We start from the raw sequence: 17,316 nt of genomic DNA, 5'->3' as shown, positions 1-17,316 counted from the left end.
ACCGCCGAGGGGGCGGGAGGCCATGCGGCCTCCCGCCCCCTCGGCGCATCCGGGCGGCCGTCAGGCCTGGCGGGAGAACATGCTCCGGAACAGGAAGGCGGCGCCGTACGCGGCCGTCGAGAAGCCCACGGTGATGAGGATGATCCAGAACGGCCGGAAGACGACGACGAGCGCGGCCGCCGTCACCGGGATGAGCACGAGCGCGAAGGTGCGCACGGGCTCGGCGCCGGGCAGCAGCAGGGCGTTGCGCAGCGTCTGGCGGACCGTCTGGCGGTAGCGGGCCACCAGCCCCATGCCCAGGATGAACGCGGCCACGCAGTACGCCGCCGCGACGAACGCGAGGACTCCCGCGATGCCCGAGACGATGCTGCCCTGCGACAGCCAGAAGAATCCGGAGAACGCCAGCATGGCCCCGGGAATCGCGAACGCGAGGTAGACGAGCGTGGCCGGCGCGAAGTTGCGGCGCAGCGCCCGGAAGAAGTCCGGCAGCGGCTTGCCGCGCTCGTCGTCCGAGTAGCGCATGGTCACCTCGAACAGAGAGCTCGTGGCGACGCCGATGGTCACGACCGGCAGGCACGCGATGATGAACACCACGTTGAGCGCGACGAACTCCAGGAAGCCGGTCACCCCCTGCACGCCGCGGCTGTCCGGATCGATGCGCAATGGGTCTCCTAGGGTGAGGCGCGCGGAGGGCGCGCGGACGTGGGCGGGGTCGCGAGGTCGCGCCCTCCAGTGTGACGTGCGCGGGCCGGGACCCGCCACCGGCCCCGCCCGGTCGCGCGGGCTCTCGGGGTGGCCCGGGCGCTCCCGACGCGGGGTGCGGTCAGGCGCCGATGACCACCGGCGCGTCGGCCTCGAGACGCACGCGGCGCTCGGCGCCGTCCGGGGTGACCACCGTGACGTCGACCGGGGCGCCGGCCGCACGCAGCCGCGCCGTGACCAGGCGGCCCCCGCGCCACTCGAGGTCGACGAGCGCCCCGCCGCGGGCCCGCAGGCCGCGCACGGCGCCGTCGGGCCACTGCTCCGGCAGCGCGGGGAGCAGGCGCAGCACGCCGCCGTGCGACTGCAGCAGCGCCTCCGCGATGCCCGCGGTGAGGCCCATGTTGCCGTCGATCTGGAACGGCGGGTGCGCGCTGAACAGATTGGCGTACACGCCGCCGCGGTGCTCCGCTCCCCCGGTGGCCGCGGGCCGGAGCGCGAGGCGGGTGTGCTCGTGCACGCGCGCGGGCTCGCCCAGGCGCGCCCACATGGACAGGCGCCACGCGAGCGCCCAGCCGGTGCTCTCGAGGCCGCGGCCCAGGATCGACGTCGCGCAGGCCCCGGCCAGGTCGGGCGTGGCCCCGGGCGTGATCTGGTCGAACGGGTACAGCCCCACCAGGTGGGACAGGTGACGGTGGAGGGGCTCGGCCTCCTCGCGCTCGCGGTCCCACTCGAGGAGTTCGCCCCGGGAGCCGATGCGCGGGTCGGGCAGGGCGTCCGCCAGGACCTGGACACGGGAGACGACGTCCGAGTCGAGGCCGAGCACGCGCGCGGCCTCGCCGCACGCGGCGGCGAGCTCGCGGACCAGGGCGACGTCCATGGTCGACGTCTGGGCGACGCCGCGCGGTGTGCCGTCGGCGTCGACGTAGTGGTTCTCGGGGGACGCGGACGGGCTGGTCCACGCGCGCTCGCCGTCGGTCTGCACCCAGTCGCACGCGAACCGCGCCGCGGACTCGAGGACCGGCCAGGCGCGCTCGCGCAGGAAGTCGAGGTCGCCGCCGAAGCGGTAGTGCTCCCACAGGTGCGTCGCGAGCCACAGCCCGCCCATGGGCCAGAACGCCCAGGCGGGATCGCCGTGGCCCGCGCCCACGGCGGAGGCGTGGCCCCAGGGGTCGGTGTTGTGGTGCAGCACCCAACCGTCGCAGCCGTAGAGGGCGCGCGCGGCCTCCTCGCCGGTGGTCCGCGCGACGCGGGCGACGAAGTCGAGCAGCGGGACGTGGCACTCGGGGAGGTTGGTGGTCTCCGCGTGCCAGTACGCCATCTGCAGGTTGATGTTGGTGGTGTAGGCGCTCGACCAGGGGCCCGGCAGCTCGGCGTTCCACATGCCCTGGAGATTGGCCGGGAGCCCGCCGGGCTGAGACGATGCGATGAGCAGGTAGCGCCCGTAGTGGAACGCGAGCGCGGCGAGGCCCTCGTCGGGCCGCTCCTGAGCGCGAACCACGCGGGCGTCGCTGTCGAGGTCCGGTGCGTCGGGGGCCGAGGGAAGCTCCAGAGCGCAGCGGTCGTACTGCGCGGCGTGGGCGGCGACGTGGCCGGCGAGCAGCGCATCGGCGTCCGCGGCCCGCAGGGCGCTGGCGGTCCCCGCACGGTCGAGGATCGCGGTCGCGCGCGCGAGGTCGTCACGGGCGTCGGCAGGTTCGCCCGGCAGCGACGGCGAGGTCGCGGTCGCCACGGCGATCAGGTGCTCCGTGGCGGGCGCGCAGACCAGGACGTCGCCCTCGACCGTCGCGTCGCCGCTGGCGCGGACCGCGACGGTGCCGCGTCGTCCGGACTCGGGGTCGTAGCGGACCGGCTCCGCGGGGCCCTCGTGCCCGGGGGCGACGTCGACGGGGAGCAGGAGGCGTGCGACCAGGTCGGAGGCATCGTGGTCCACGGCCGCATCGTCCGCGCGGCGCAGCGGGCTGTCGATGCTCACGCGCAGCGCCACGGGGCGGTCGGCGGTGACGCGGTGCATGATCGCGCCGGTCTCCATGTCCGCCCACGAGCGGTGTGCCACCTCGCCCGCGCCGTGCTCGTAGCGGTGCTCGGCCACGGCGGTGCGCAGGTCGAGGCTGCGGGAGTAGGCGGCGGGCTCGCCGACGGCGCCGACCACCTCGATGTCCACCCGGCCGAGCGGCAGGTAGGCCTGGACCCAGGGGGTCTGCTGGGCCATGAGGAGGCTCTCGGCGCGGCCCGCGTCGCCCCCGGCCAGCGCCTCACGGATCTCGCCGAGGCGCTCGGCGCCCATCGACGCGGCGTCGGGCAGGAGGCCCTCCGGCACCGGCCCGGACCAGGCGGTGACGTCGTTGAGCCAGAGCCGCTCGAGGCCGGCCCCGCCCTCGCACATGGCGCCGCGATGCCCGTTGCCGATGGGCAGCGCCTCGAGCCAGGTGTTCGCGGGCCGGGAGTAGCGGAGGACATGGAGCGCGTCGTCGCGCCGGTGCTGATCAGTCACGGCGGTTAGTATAGGCTCGATTTGTTGAAGCGCTTCGACGATTGCGACAAGAAGGAACCAAGGATGCCTCCCTCCCCCCACGAGAACACCGCGCCGCGCGTCATCTTCGGCGGCGACTACAACCCCGAGCAGTGGCCCCGCGAGACCTGGGACGAGGACGTCCGCCTGATGGTCGAGGCCGGGGTCAACCTGGTCACCGTCGGCGTGTTCTCCTGGGCGACCCTCGAGCCCTCCCCCGGCGAGCGCAACTTCGCCTGGCTCGACGAGATCCTCGATCTGCTCCACGCCAACGGGATCGACGTCGACCTCGCCACGCCGTGCGCCTCGCCGCCGCCGTGGCTGGGCATCGAGCACCCCGAGATCCTGCCGGTCGACCAGAACGGCGTGCGCCTGGTCGCCGGGTCGCGCAACCAGTTCACGCCCGCCTCCCGCGTGTACCGCGAGCGCTCGCTCGCGATCGCCCGCGACCTCGCGGAGCGCTACGTCGACCACCCGGCCGTGGTGATGTGGCACGTGGGCAACGAGTACGGCCAGCTCGACTACGGCGACGAGGCCGCTCGCGAGTTCCGTGCGTGGCTCACGCGCCGCTACGGCACCATCGAGGCGCTCAACGCCGCGTGGGGCACCGCCGTGTGGTCGCAGGGCTACCGCTCCTTCGAGGAGGTGCTCCCGCCGCGCGCGATGCCCTACCTGGTCAACCCCACGCAGAACCTCGACTTCCGCCGCTACAGCTCGGACCAGATGCTCGCGTGCTACGACGAGCAGCGCGAGGCCATCCGGGCCGTCGGCGCGACCCAGCCCATCACCACCAACTTCATGGGCTTCTTCCCGCACGTGGACTACTGGACGTGGGCGGACCACGTCGACGTCGTCGCCGACGACCAGTACCCGGACCACAGCGACGCGAACTCCCCCGCGGACACGGCGCTGGTCCAGGACCTCATGCGCTCGCTGGGCGGCGGCCGCCCGTGGATGCTCATGGAGCAGGCCATCTCCTCGACCTCGTGGCGCGAGCACAACCTGCCCAAGGGCCCCGCCCGCGGCCGGCTCGACTCGATCCAGGCGGTCGCGCGCGGCGCGGACGGCATCTGCTTCTTCCAGTGGCGCCAGTCGCCGTTCGGCGCCGAGCGCCACCACTCCGCACTCCTGCCGCACGCCGGCGAGGACACCGAGGTGTTCCGCACCGTGTGCCGCCTGGGCGCGGACATGAAGGCCCTCGCGCCGGTCGTGGGCTCACGCATCGACGCCCGCGTCGCCGTGCTGTTCGACTGGCCGTCGTGGTGGGCCGCGGAGGAGCCGGGCCGCCCCACCGCGCGCATGGCCACGCTCGAGCAGCTCAACCGCTGGTACCGGTCGCTGTGGAGCCGCGGCATCCCCGCGGACGTGGTGCGCCCGGGCGCCTCGCTCGAGGGCTACGACGCCGTGCTCGTGCCGCACTCCTACATCCTCGAGAGCGACGCCGCCGCGGAGATCACGGCCGCGGTCCGCCGCGGCGCCAGCCTGGTGGTGGGCCCGTACTCGGGCGTGGCCGACTCGCGCGGACACATCCACCAGGGCCGCTCCCCCGTCGTGCTCACGGATCTGCTGGGCGTCTCCGGCGAGGAGTGGGGCGGCGTGCCCGACGAGGGCGTGACCCTCCAGGCGACCGCCGACTGGGCGGGGGCACCCGCCTCCCCCATCACCGCATCGGTCCTGGCCGAGCGCCTCCGCGCGGACGATGCGACCGTGCTCGCCCGCTTCTCCTCCGGCGACCTGACCGGCATGCCGGCGCTCACGCGCCGGGCCGAGGGCGAGGGAACCGCCTGGTACCTGGGCGCCGTCGTGGACGACGCCGCCCTGGACACCGTGCTCGCCGAGGCCCTCGCGGCCGCGGACGTGACCGGCCCGGTGGCCGACCTGCCCGCGGGCGTCGAGGCCGTGCGCCGCGGCGACGTGCTGTTCCTGCTCAACCACGGCGCACCCGCCACGGTGACGCTCGACCAGGGCGGCCGCGACCTGCTCACCGGCGCGGACCTGGGCCCCGTCCTCTCCCTCGACTCCGGCGATGTGGTCGCGCTCGACCGGCGCGGCTGACACGAACGTATCCGCCCGCCCCAGCGGCGGGCCCGACCAGAAGGATCCAGCATGACCGACACGACGCCGGTGTTCCGGCAGCCCGACCAGCCGACCGAGGCGCGCGCCCGCGACCTGCTCGACCGGCTCTCCACCGAGGAGCGCATCGCGATGCTCCACCAGGTGGTCCCCGCCAACGAGCGCCTGGGCCTGGGCGAGTTCCACACCGGCTGCGAGGCGCTGCACGGCGCCGCGTGGATGGGCACGGCCACCGTGTTCCCGCAGCCCGTGGGCCTCGCGGCCACGTGGGACCTCGACCTCATCGAGCGCGTGGGCGAGGTCTCCTCGACCGAGGTGCGCGCCAAGCGCGCCGAGAAGTCGTCGGTGAGCCTCAACGTGTGGGCCCCCGTGGTCAACACGCTGCGCCACCCGCTGTGGGGCCGCAACGAGGAGGGCTACTCCGAGGACCCGCACCTCACCGGCGCGATGGGCGCCGCGTACGCGCAGGGCCTGCGCGGCCACCACCCGACGGTGTGGCGCACGGTCGCCGCCGTCAAGCACTTCCTGGGCTACTCGAACGAGACGGACCGCTCGGTCACCTCGTCGGAGATGTCGCTGCGCACGCTCCACGAGGAGGAGCTGCCCGCGTTCCGCTGCGGCATCGAGTCCGGCGCCGCCGGCGGCATGATGCTCGCCTACAACCGGGTCAACGGCAAGGCCGCGCACACCCAGCCCGAGCTGGTCGCCGAGGCCCGCTCGTGGGCGCCCGGATCCATCGCGATCGTCTCGGACGCCGCGGCCCCCACCTTCCTGGTGACCACCCAGCGCGAGGAGCCCGACTTCACGCACGGCGCGGCCGCGCTGGTGCGCGGCGGCATGGACTCCTTCACGGACAACGACGCCAACGCCCAGCCCACGATCGACCAGGTCACGGCCGCCCTCGAGCAGGGCCTGCTCACCATGGACGAGGTCGACCGGGCCGTGCTGCGCCTGCTCGAGCTGCGCGTGCGCACCGGCGAGTTCGACGGCGACGCCGACCCCTACGCGGGCATCACCGTCGAGGACATCTACACCCCCGCGTCGCGCGCCCTCGCCCGCGAGGCCGTCGCGCGATCCGTCGTGGTGCTGCGCAACGAGGCGTGCCTGCTCCCGCTCGCCGCGCCCGCCCGCATCGCCGTCGTGGGCCCCCTCGCGGACGACATCCTCACCGACTGGTACGCGGGCACCCCGCCGTACAAGTCGACCCTCGCCTCCGCGCTCGCCGAGCGCTTCCCCGACGCCCAGGTGACCGTCGCCACCGGCGCGGACACCGTGGCCCTGCGCGCCGCATCGTCCGGGGCCTACGTCACCGCGACCGCCGACGGGGCGACCGTCACGGCCGCCGCGCCCACGTGCGAGGCGGACGCGCTGTTCGACCTGACCGACTGGGGCGACGGCGTGCTCACGCTGCGCTCGCACGCGAGCGGCAAGCTGCTCACCGGCGGCCACTGGCCCATGCACGCCGACGCGGACCGCGTGGGCGGCTGGGTCGCGCAGGAGAGCTTCCGCCGCCACGTGCACGCGGACGGCACCTGGTCGCTCCTGCACCTGGGCTCGGGCCGCTGGGTCCGCGTCATGCGCGACGGCGGCCTGGTCGCCGCCGACGCGGTCACGCTCGACGCGGCCGAGCGCTTCACGGCCCGCGTCACCCGCTCGGGCCTCGCGGCCGTCGCGGAGGCCGCGACCGGAGCCGATGCGGTGATCGTCGCCGTGGGCAACGACCCTCACCTCGCGGGCCGCGAGACCGAGGACCGCCCGCACCTCGACCTGCCCGCGTGCGCCGCCGAGGTCTACCGCGTCGCGCGCGACGCCAACCCGGCGACCGTCCTGTGCCTCACGTCGAGCTTCCCGTACATCCTGGGCGACCTGGCCGACGAGCCCACCATCGTGTGGACCAGCCACGGCGGCCAGGAGCACGGCCACGGCGTCATCGACGTCCTGTCCGGCGACGTGGAGCCCACCGGCCGCCTCGCGCAGTCGTGGCCCGCTCACGCGGACCAGGCCGGCGACCTGTTCGACTACGACACCCTGCGCCAGCAGGCCACCTACCGTCACCAGCCGGGCACGTACCGGTTCGCGTTCGGCCATGGCCTCACCTACTCGCAGGTGGCCTACGACGGCGTGGCGCTGTCCGCCGCGACCGTCCCGGCGCCGGCGCCCACGCACCGCCACCCCGGCCTCGTCGCACGCGAGGACGAGGCCACCGTGACCGCCACGGTCACCGTCCGCAACGCGGGCGACCGCGTCGCGGAGGAGCTGGTGCAGGTCTACGCCCTGCGCGACGAGCGGCTCGAGCTGCCCACGCCGCTGCGCCTGCTGGTCGGCTTCGAGCGCGTGCGCCTGGAGCCGGGCGAGGCCCGCGAGGTCGCCGTGACGTTCCCGCTCGCGCGCCTGGCCGTCTGGGACGACGCGCTGCGTCTCGAGGGCGCGCCCGCGGACTGGCTGCACGAGGGTGCCCTGCGCGTCCAGGAGGGCCGCTACCTCATCGGCGCCGGCTCCTCCTCGCAGGATCTGCCGGCCCAGGTGGGCCTCGAGGTCACCGCGCAGGCCTGACACTCGCCGCATACGCCGAAGGGGCGGACCGGGCACGTGCCCGGTCCGCCCCTTCGTGTGTCGTGGGGTCGCTCTCCCCAGGACCGCACCGGAATCACCATCTGGTGATAGCGTCGCAATCGTGCGACGTGCGACCGTGACCCTGCCCGACGACCTCGACCGCCGCTTGGCCGCGTTCGTGGAGGCGCAGCCGGGCCGGCCCTCGTTCACCTCGGTGGTGGAGGCGGCGCTCGGCCAGTACCTCGACGGACCACGCGAGCGCGGCTCGCGCATCGTCGACGTGGTGCGCGAGCGCGACCGCATCCGGGAGGCCGCGGAGCGGGCAGGGGCTCGACGCATCGGGCTGTTCGGCTCGACCGCGCGGGCTCAGGACGGGCCGGACTCGGACGTGGACCTCTGGATCGACGCACGCCCGGGCACCACACTGTTCGACCTTGCCGAGCTGAGGTCCCGACTGAGCGAGCTGCTCGGTTGCCGGGTCGACCTGGTCACGCTCGGCTCGGTCCCCGCCGACGAACGCGACGCACTGGTCGCGTCGTCGCTGGTGCTGTGAGCGGCGCGATCCCGGAGCGGGACCGCGCCCGCCTCCGGCACGTCGCGGGCGCGTGCGAGCGCGCGCTGCGCTACGTGGACGGCGAGCGCTCCGCCCTCGACGACGAGCGCACGTACGACGCCGTGCTCCGCTGCCTCACCGTGGTGGGCGAGGCGCTCGGGGCGCTGGGCGAGGAGACGTACGCGCGGCTCCCGTCCCTGCCCCCAGGACTCCCGAAGGTCCAGCGGAACCTCATCGTGCACGAATACTGGCGGGTCGACCCAGCGGTCGTCTGGGCGACGGTGACGCTGTCACTCCCCCGGCTGCGCGACGACGTCGCGAGGGTGCTCGATGATGGGTAGGCCGGTTGCCGGCTGTGTGGCCGGGTGGCCGGCAGGCCGCTCGCGCGGCGTGCCGGCCACCCGTAGGCCGTCGTGTCAGCGGCTGCGGCGGCGGCCGCCGCCGGAGGCGGAGAAGGCCGCGGCCGACGAGTGGCCGCCCGCGTGGCGGCCGGAGGCCTTCGACGATGCGGGGCGCGAACCCGCGGCCTGACGGGATGTGCTGGCCTGGCGAGATCCACCGCCCTGGTGCGAGGCCGCCGACGCGCCGTTGGAGGCGCGGCCCGTCGACTGGGCACCGCCCGCCGGGCGGCCCGCCGACTGCGAGGCGCCGCCGGAGCGACCGCGGCCACCGCGGCCGCCGCGTCGACCGCCGCCCTGGGACGGCTGGGAGTGCGACTGCTCGTTCCTCGCCCGTTTGGGCTGGCGCTGCTGAACGGGCGCGGTCGCGACGGGCGCGACGTGCGCGGCGACCTCGCCGACCAGGTCGGTCACCGCATCGGACGTCGCGGTGACCTTCTGCGGGGTGACCTTGATCTTGGCCTGGCGCAGCAGCTGGTCGGTGTCGCGGCGCTGCTCGGGCAGCACGATGGTCGCGACGTCGCCGCTCTCCCCCGCGCGGGCCGTGCGGCCGGAGCGGTGGAGGTACGCCTTGTGCTCGGCCGGCGGGTCCACGTGGACCACGAGCTCGATGCCGTCGACGTGCACGCCGCGCGCGGCGACGTCCGTCGCGACGAGCACCTTGGCGGAGCCGTCCGCGAAGGCCGCGAGGTTGCGGTCGCGGGCGTTCTGCGACAGGTTGCCGTGCAGGTCGACGGCCGGGATGCCGTCCGCGGTGAGCTGCTTGGCGAGGCGCTTGGCGTGGTGCTTGGTGCGCATGAACAGCACGCGCCTGCCGGTGCCCGAGGCCAGGGTGCGGACCAGGTCCTTCTTGGCCGTCGCATCGGCCACGTGGAACACGTGGTGCGTCATGGCCTCGACGGGGCTCTCGGCGCTGTCGACGGAGTGCGTGGTCGGGTTGTCGAGGAAGCGCTTGACCAGCTTGTCCACGCCGTTGTCGAGCGTCGCGGAGAACAGCAGGCGCTGGCCGCGCTTGGGGGTCGCGTTCATGATGCGGGTGACGCCGGGCAGGAAGCCCAGGTCGGCCATGTGGTCGGCCTCGTCGAGCACCGTGATCTCGACGGCGTCCAGGGAGACGATGCGCTGGCCCATGAGGTCCTCGAGGCGCCCCGGGCACGCCACGACGATGTCGACGCCGCGCGCCATGGCGCGCTCCTGACGGGCCTGGCTGATGCCGCCGAAGATGGTCGTGGTGGTGAGGCCGTACGCGGATGCGAGGGGCGAGATCACCGCGTCGATCTGGGTGGCGAGCTCGCGGGTGGGGCACAGGATGAGCGCGCGGGGGCGGCCCTTCTGGGCGCGCGCGACCTTGCCGGGCGACGCGTCGCCGGCGAGGCGGGCGACCACGGGGAGAGAGAAGGCGAGGGTCTTGCCGGAGCCGGTGCGGCCACGGCCCAGCACGTCGCGACCCGCGAGCGTGTCCGGGAGGGTGCTGGCCTGGATGGGGAACGGGGAGGTCTTGCCGTCGCGCTCGAGCACGGTGACGAGCGGCTTGGGCACGCCGAGGGCGGCGAAGGTCTGAGTCATGCGGGTTGCCTTTCGGGCAGGCCGCCGTGCGCGCGCGACCGCTCGGGCGAGCATCACGGGCACCGGCGGTGGTGGCGAATCGCGGAGGTGTCCGCGTCCGTTCGCCGGAGAGAGGATTTCTACGAGCCGGGCGGTTGTCCTGGCCTGGATGGCCGGACCGCCGGCGAGAAGGAGAAGCAATCTGCGACGCGTGCGCCCTGCCGCGGGGGCCGGCGCACAGTCGTCAAGGATAGCAGGTGGGTTGTGCGGGGGCCGGAGCGGGGTCGCTGTGCCTGTGCGGGCGCCGTAGGGCCCAACGCTCTTCCGGTTGAAGGATGCAGAGCGCACACTGGGCTCGTGGAGAAGTTGACGCTACGAGAGTTCGAGGGCAACCCCGCGCTGGCGATGCGTCGCGCCGTTGAGACCGGCCAGCCGGTGCGCGTGGCGCTCGAAGACGGATCTGCCGTGATCATCCAGGCAGAATCCCCACGAGCGAGCGGCGGGTTGGAGAAGCTTCTCGCCGCAGGTCTCGCGTCGCCACCGGCCCGCAAGCGGCCGCGCGCCGCCTGGGCACCGGTGGAGTTGACCAGCGGGGTCGACGACCTGCTCGCAAGCATCGACCGGGACTGGTGAGTTCGCGCAGGCGTGCTCGGATTCGAGGTGCTCGACCCGGTCGCACGCTGACGGGCCCGGGCGCGAACGACAACCACTTGCCCCCAGGACGCGAGAACCTGGGAAAAGCGACAACCGCCTACCCCTTCGCGATGGAAGGGCAGGCGGTTGTCGACGGAGGGGCAGGCGGTTGCCCAAGAACGCGGAACTACCGCAGCACGGCCCCGAACTTCTCCCCCGCCGCCGCGATGATGGCCTCGCGCACGGCGAGCACCTCCTCGGCGGTCAGGGTGTGGTCCGCATCCCGCATGCGCACGTTGATCGCGAGCGACTTGCGCCCCTCGCCCACCTGAGGCCCGGTGAACACGTCGAAGACGCGCGCGTCCTCGACCAAGCCGTCCCCGGCGGCGATGACGGCCTCGGTGAGGTCGCCGGCCGCCACGGACACGGGCACCACGAACGCGAAGTCCTCCTTGGCCAGCACCTGCTGCGACACGGGCGAGGCCGTGACCAGCACGCCCTCGGACTCCGCGATCATCGGGTCGAGCAGCAGCTCGAACGCGACCGTGCGGGCGGGAAGGCCCAGGTTCTCGCACACCTTGGGGTGCAGCTCGCCGGCCGCGCCGACGATCTCCCCGTCGAGGCAGTACATGGCCACGCGGCCCGGGTGGAACGGCGCGGTCGAGATGCGGCCCGAGCCCTCGGGGACGTCGGGCAGGATCTCCAGCACCACGCCGCAGGCGCGCTCGACGCGCTCGACCATCGCCATCGCGTCGGTCCAGGCCCAGTCCACGGCGGGACCGTTCCAGCCGGCCTCCACGCGGTGGCCGGCCATGATGCCGCCCACGCGGCGCACCTGGCCGGGGATCGCCTCGTTGAGGCGCTCCACGTCGTCCGGCGTGATCGACGTGCCCGAGTAGGTCGCGGGGATGTCGCCCACGAGGCGCGACAGGTACGCGCGGCCCGTCTCGTACACGGCCACCGACTGAGAGCCGCGGCCCAGGTTGACGCGCACCGCATCGGCGAGCGTCGCGATGAGCGCGGGACGCATGAGCGGCATCTCCGCGGACAGCGGGTTGGCCAGACGCACCACGTCGCGACGCTGGTCGTCCTCGGGGAGCATGAGCTCGTCGAGGCGCTTCTCCGAGATGAACGGGTAGGTGAGCACCTGCGTGAGGCCGGCCTCCGCGAGCGACCGCGCGACGGACTTGCGCACGATCTGCGAGTGCGTGTACCCGCGCCCCGGGGGCGCGATCGGAAGCACCGAGGGCAGGCCCTCGTAGCCCTGCAGGCGCGCGACCTCCTCGACCAGGTTGATGGGGCCCTCGAGGTCCGCGCGCCACGTGGGCGGCGTCACGATCAGCACGCCGCCGTCCTTCTCGACGCGGCAGCCCACCTGGGTGAGCGAGTCGACCACCTGGTCGGTGGTGTAGGGCACGCCCACGATGCGCGCCGGGAAGTCGGCGTCCATCTCGATGGGCGCGACCGGCGCCACGTCCGCGACGTCGGTGTAGACCGCCTCGATGGTGCCGCCGCCCAGCTCCGCGAGCAGGTTGGCCGCCCGCTGCACCGCGACGGGCGGCAGCTGCGTGTCGACCGCGCGCTCGAAGCGGCGGGACGCCTCCGAGCCCAGTCGGTGGCGGCGCGCGGTGCGCGCCACGGTGATGGGGTCGAAGTGCGCGCCCTCGAGCAGCACGTCGGTGGTGGTCGCGGAGACCTCGGTCAGCGCGCCGCCCATGACGCCGGCGATGCCGATGGGCCGGTGGGCGTGGCCGCCCTCCGAATCCGTGATGAGGAGGTCCTCGCCGTCCAGGACGCGCGTCGCATCGTCCAGGGTCACGATGCTCTCCCCCGGCACGGCGCGACGCACCACGATGGGCGCGGTCACGGTGGCGAGGTCGTACGCGTGCAGCGGCTGGCCCAGCTCGAGCATGACGTAGTTGGTGACGTCCACGGCGAGCGAGATCGAGCGCATGCCGGCCGCCTCGAGCCGGCCGCGCATCCACGTGGGCGTGGGCGCGGCGGGGTCGAAGCCGCGGACGATGCGCGCGACGAACCGGTCGCAGCCCACCCGGCCGCGCACGGGCGCCTGGTCCTCGAGGCGGATCTCGAAGCCGGTCCCGGCCTCGCCGGTCACGTCGATCCCGGCGGGATCGGTGAACGATGCGCCGGTCGCGTGCGCGTACTCGCGCGCCACGCCGCGGACGGAGAAGCAGTAGCCGCGGTCGGGGGTGACGTTGATCTCGATGGTCGACTCGTCCATGCCCAGCAGCGCGATGGCGTCCTGGCCGGGGGTGAGCTCGGCGTCGCCGTACCCGCCCCACTCGGCGGACTCGCCGGACGGGGACTGCAGCACGATGATGCCGTCGTGGTCGTCGCCCAGGCCCAGCTCGCGCGACGAGCAGATCATGCCGTCCGACCAGTGGCCATACGTCTTGCGGCCGGAGATGGGGAACGGCCCGGGCAGCTCGGCGCCGGGCAGCACGACCACCACGTAGTCGCCCTCGACGAAGTTGCGGGCGCCGCACACGATGCCCTTCGAGGACGGGTAGTCGACCTTGTGGTCGGGCTTGTGGCCCGGGCCGGCCGGGTCATTGTGCGAACCCACGTCGACGCGGCAGTAGTTGATGGTCTTGCCGTTGGACTGCTGCTCCTTGACGAGCGACATCACGCGGCCGACCACCAGGGGTCCCTTGACGCCGGGGCCGTGGATGCCCTCCTCCTCGAGGCCCACCCGGGCGAGCGCCGTGGCGACCTCCTCGGGCGTGGTCTCGGGCGCGAGGGAGACGGACTCCGCGAGCCAACTGAGCGGAATCTTGGGCATCAGATCTCCATCCCGAACTGCTGAGAGAAGCGGACGTCGCCCTCGACCATGTCGCGCATGTCGGCGACGCCGTGGCGGAACATCAGGGTGCGCTCGACTCCCATGCCGAACGCGAACGCGGTGTACTTCGACGGGTCGATCCCGGCCGCGACCAGGACGTTCGGGTGCGTCATGCCGCACCCGCCCCACTCGATCCAGCCGGTGCCGCGGCAGGTGCGGCACGCCGCATCGTCCCCGCCGCACACGAAGCAGCGCAGGTCCATCTCCGCGCTGGGCTCGGTGAAGGGGAAGAACGACGGGCGCAGGCGCGTCACGGCCTCCGGGCCGAACATCGCCTTCGCGAAGTGGTCGAGCGTGCCCTTGAGGTGCGCCATGGTGAGGCCCTCGTCGATCGCGAGGCCCTCGATCTGGTGGAACACGGGCGTGTGGGTCGCGTCGAGCTCGTCCGTGCGGAACGTCTTGCCCGGGCACACGACGTAGATGCCGCGGCCCTCCTCGACGAGCAGGTCACGCCGCTCGAGCGCGGCGCGCACCTGCACCGGCGAGGTGTGCGTGCGCAGCAGCAGCCCCGACGACGGCGGGTCCACGAAGAAGGTGTCCTGCATCTCGCGCGCCGGGTGGTCCGGGTCGAAGTTGAGGGCGTCGAAGTTGAACCACTCCGCCTCCATCTCCGGGCCCTCGGCCACCTCCCAGCCCATGGAGACGAACACGTCGCACATGCGCTCCTGCAGCGTCTCGAGCGGGTGGCGGGCGCCCGTGGCCTGGCGCGTCGCGGGCAGCGTGACGTCCACGGCCTCCTCGATGAGCACGCGCGCGTCGCGCTCCGCCTCGAGCTCCGCGGTGCGGGCGGCCAGCGCCCGGCCCATCGCGGCCCGGGCGGCGCCCATCGCCTTGCCGGCGGCGGCCTTGTCCTCCTTGGACAGGTCCTTGATGCCGCGGTTGGCGAGCGTCAGCGGCGCCTTGTCGCCCGTGTGGGCGAGCCGCGCCTCCTTCAGCTCGTCGAGATCGTTCGCCTGCGCGAAGGCCGCGAGCGCGGCCTCCACGGCCGCCTCGACGCCCGCGGCGTCCAGCGGAGAGAGTTCAGTCATGGATGGCCCTTCACGGTTCGAAACCCCGGGCAGTCTACCGGGGCCTCGGCGCCTTGTGACGGGACGATGCGCGGGCCGGGTCGGGGGACGATGCGCGGGCCGGGCGGGCGGCCCGCGCCGCCTCAGCCGGAGTAGGGCGCGAAGAGGACGTAGATGACGCCGGCGATCACGACCGTGTTGACCAGTGGGAGCGCGATTCGCAGCCCGCGCGGCATGTTCGCGTTCTTCACGAGCACGATGTTCGACAGCACCATGAGCACCGCGATGACCGCGCCGAGCCACCCGAGCAGGATGAGCAGCAGCGGGCTGAAGGCGGCGGCCTTCTCCGGCGGCTGGACGTGGGCGCCCATCTTCAGCACCGGCTCGCCGTCGAGCCGCAGCGTCTGGAAGCCGGGGATGAGCCCGCTCGAGGTGAGCCTCGCCGTGCCGCCCTTGCGCAGCGGGATCGCCCAGTGGCCCTTGCGGCGCAGGATCACCTGGTCGTCGACCTTGACCTTGTAGAGCAGGCCGAGCACGCCGTCGACCTCGACGCGGCCGGCGGCTCCGGGGATGTCGAGCCGACGCGTGTTGTCCATGGGGCCTCCTTGACTCGCCGGGAGACTATCAGCGGCCGCGACGGTCCTCGGCCAGCGGGCGGCCCGCCCCATCCGTGACGCTCGCCTCTCCCCTGGTGAGGCCGCGCTCCCCGGCGACCCGCGCATCGTCCCCCGGCTCGCCGGCGTCGCCGTAGGCGTGCCCCTTGGCCTTGCGCTTGCCCGCCACGAGCGCGGCGTCGGCGGCGCGCTGCAGCGTGGGGATGTCGTGCCCGTGGACGGCGCTGGTGGCGAATCCCGCGGTCACGCCCACCTCGTCGGCCCACGCGCCGCACCCGCGGATGGCGGACTCGACGTCGCGGCGGAGCCGGGAGGCGACGTCGCGGGCCGCGCCGGCGTCGCGCACGCGCAGCACGGCGATGAACTCGTCGCCGCCCAGGCGCGCGGCCACATCGCGGCGGCGCACGGACTCGAGCAGCGCCTGGCCCACGGCGGCGAGCACGGCGTCGCCCGCATCGTGGCCCGCGCTGTCGTTGAGCCGCTTGAAGCGGTCGAGGTCGAAGGTCACCACGAGGAGCGCGTGGTCGTCGGCCTGCGCCACCCGGGCGATGGCGCCGGCGCGCTGCGAGAACTCGTAGCGGTTCGCCAGGCCGGTGAGGGGGTCGGTGCTCGCGCGGTCGCGCAGGCGCAGGAGCGGGCGCCACAGTCGCGCGGCGAAGATCGCGGCGAGGACCACCATGAGAATCGAGAACGCGGTGACGAGCAGCGCCACCTCGGTGAACCGGTTGAGGCCCGGCGTGAGGTCGGTCTCGCGGGCCTCGAGGTGGAGGATCCAGTCGAGCCCGTCGGCGTCGATGCTGCGCTCGAGGCGCACCAGGTCGGAGTCGTCGTCGAACGCGATGTCGCCGGCGGCGACGGTGCCCTCAGCCGCGTGCGTGTCGGACGCTACCGGCCGCAGGCCCAGCTCGTCCGCGGGGGGCGCGGTGCCCAGGTCCTCGACGCGCTCGGCGAGCTCGTCACGCGCGCCGCGCGGGGCCGCGATGACGCGGCGGTCGTCGGCGGTGAGCACGAAGGCGCGCGCGTCCGCGCCGATCGGGATGTCGTCGAGCAGGTCGCTCGCGCGGTCGATGTCGAGGTCCGCGCCCACGACGGCGAGCACGTCGCCGTCGACCCGGGCCGCGACCACGGGCGACACCACCAGCTCCCCCGTGCGCAGCGACACGTAGGGCCGGGTCCACACGGGCTCGTTCGAGTCGACCGCGAGCCGGTACCAGGGCCGTCCGGTGACGTCGTAGTCCGTCTCGACGGTCACAGAGTCGATCACCGCGAGCTCCGCGTCGAGCGTCTCGCGGGTCGCCACGGGCGACACCCCCGGCGCGACGTCCGTGCGGATGTACCCGTCGCCCTCGGGATCGCGGGCGAGGGCGATCGTGTGCCCGTCGGGGCGGCCCACGAAGATCGAGCCGACCATGTCCTCGCGGTCGAGGCGCGCGGCGAGCGCGGCGGTGAGGTCGGCGCCGCTCGCGAGGGTGCCCGCGCGGGTGATCTCCGAGGCGGTGCCCTCGACCACGTCGGTGCCGGCGTCCGCCATGCCGTAGACCTTCTCCGCCATGAGGTCGCCCACGTACGTGTAGGTGTCGCGGGCCGCCGCGTGCGCGCCCTGGTCGGCGATGTACGCGCCCACCACCTGCACCACCATCTGCAGCGCGAGGATCAGCGCGACGATGACGGCCGCCACCGCGACGCCGCGGACGCGCGGCATGCGGGAGCGGAGGTGTCCAAGGGGCATCCCCCTATTCTTGCCGAGGGGCAAGCATCCAGGAGTGCGCCTGCGACGTGGGATTCGTCACACCGGGCCGCTTTCCCGCTCGCGACAGCCCCGCATTTCCGCTCGCGAGAGCCCCGCTTTTCCGCTCACGAGAGCCC

The 17,316-nt window shown here is 73.9% G+C and carries 12 protein-coding genes; 5 read left to right on the top strand and 7 right to left on the bottom strand.

Annotated features, from left to right (window positions below):
* Positions 1 to 60: 60 nt before the first annotated feature.
* Entirely contained in the window at positions 61 to 663 is a 603-nt protein-coding gene (locus AOM03_RS01220) for a DUF624 domain-containing protein (protein WP_062377480.1), read from the bottom strand.
* 160 nt (positions 664 to 823) lie between these two features.
* Positions 824 to 3,193, bottom strand: a complete 2,370-nt coding sequence (locus AOM03_RS01215; RefSeq protein ID WP_062377478.1) for a glycosyl hydrolase family 95 catalytic domain-containing protein — start codon at positions 3,191 to 3,193, stop codon at positions 824 to 826.
* A gap of 63 nt (positions 3,194 to 3,256) precedes the next feature.
* Between AOM03_RS01215 and AOM03_RS01210 the strand changes: the two genes are divergently transcribed.
* The 4 genes from AOM03_RS01210 to AOM03_RS01195 all read left to right on the top strand — a co-directional run bounded on the left by AOM03_RS01210 (position 3,257) and on the right by AOM03_RS01195 (position 8,731).
* Positions 3,257 to 5,266, top strand: coding sequence for a beta-galactosidase (locus tag AOM03_RS01210; protein WP_062377476.1), 2,010 nt, complete (start codon positions 3,257 to 3,259; stop codon positions 5,264 to 5,266).
* Positions 5,267 to 5,317: 51 nt separating this feature from the next.
* Positions 5,318 to 7,837, top strand: a complete 2,520-nt coding sequence (locus tag AOM03_RS01205) for a glycoside hydrolase family 3 C-terminal domain-containing protein (RefSeq protein WP_062377474.1) — start codon at positions 5,318 to 5,320, stop codon at positions 7,835 to 7,837.
* A 121-nt stretch (positions 7,838 to 7,958) separates the two neighbouring features.
* Complete coding sequence (locus AOM03_RS12785; RefSeq protein ID WP_227589835.1) at positions 7,959 to 8,390, top strand: nucleotidyltransferase family protein; 432 nt, start codon at positions 7,959 to 7,961, stop codon at positions 8,388 to 8,390.
* Positions 8,387 to 8,731 carry a HepT-like ribonuclease domain-containing protein gene (locus AOM03_RS01195; protein ID WP_062377472.1) on the top strand — a complete coding sequence of 115 codons (345 nt, stop codon included), beginning with the start codon at positions 8,387 to 8,389 and terminating at the stop codon, positions 8,729 to 8,731. The genes AOM03_RS12785 and AOM03_RS01195 overlap by 4 nt, the downstream gene beginning before the upstream one ends.
* 75 nt (positions 8,732 to 8,806) lie before the next feature.
* Here the strand turns inward: AOM03_RS01195 and AOM03_RS01190 are convergent, their stop codons facing one another.
* Positions 8,807 to 10,354, bottom strand: a complete 1,548-nt coding sequence (locus AOM03_RS01190; protein ID WP_082092004.1) for a DEAD/DEAH box helicase — start codon at positions 10,352 to 10,354, stop codon at positions 8,807 to 8,809.
* Positions 10,355 to 10,690: 336 nt separating this feature from the next.
* On the opposite strand from AOM03_RS01190, the gene AOM03_RS01185 reads away from it, so the two are divergent.
* On the top strand, positions 10,691 to 10,966 hold the full coding sequence (locus AOM03_RS01185) for a hypothetical protein (RefSeq protein WP_062377470.1): 276 nt from the start codon (positions 10,691 to 10,693) through the stop codon (positions 10,964 to 10,966).
* A 187-nt stretch (positions 10,967 to 11,153) separates the two neighbouring features.
* On the opposite strand, the gene pheT is transcribed toward AOM03_RS01185, so the two are convergent.
* From pheT to AOM03_RS01165, 4 genes are all read right to left on the bottom strand, one after another.
* Positions 11,154 to 13,769, bottom strand: a complete 2,616-nt coding sequence (gene pheT, locus AOM03_RS01180) for a phenylalanine--tRNA ligase subunit beta (protein WP_062377468.1) — start codon at positions 13,767 to 13,769, stop codon at positions 11,154 to 11,156.
* Positions 13,769 to 14,857 carry a phenylalanine--tRNA ligase subunit alpha gene (pheS, locus tag AOM03_RS01175; RefSeq protein ID WP_062377466.1) on the bottom strand — a complete coding sequence of 363 codons (1,089 nt, stop codon included), beginning with the start codon at positions 14,855 to 14,857 and terminating at the stop codon, positions 13,769 to 13,771. Before pheS ends, pheT begins: the two co-directional genes overlap by 1 nt.
* 122 nt (positions 14,858 to 14,979) lie before the next feature.
* Positions 14,980 to 15,432 carry a hypothetical protein gene (locus AOM03_RS01170; RefSeq protein WP_062377462.1) on the bottom strand — a complete coding sequence of 151 codons (453 nt, stop codon included), beginning with the start codon at positions 15,430 to 15,432 and terminating at the stop codon, positions 14,980 to 14,982.
* Between the two features lie 28 nt (positions 15,433 to 15,460).
* Positions 15,461 to 17,179 carry a GGDEF domain-containing protein gene (locus AOM03_RS01165; protein WP_082092003.1) on the bottom strand — a complete coding sequence of 573 codons (1,719 nt, stop codon included), beginning with the start codon at positions 17,177 to 17,179 and terminating at the stop codon, positions 15,461 to 15,463.
* Positions 17,180 to 17,316 lie beyond the last annotated feature (137 nt).

Origin of the sequence: Demequina pelophila (assembly GCF_000971175.1) — a bacterium.
Lineage (GTDB): Bacteria > Actinomycetota > Actinomycetes > Actinomycetales > Demequinaceae > Demequina > Demequina pelophila.
The sequence above is the reverse complement of the archived record's forward strand: the minus strand, read 5'-3'. Positions and strand labels throughout refer to the sequence as shown.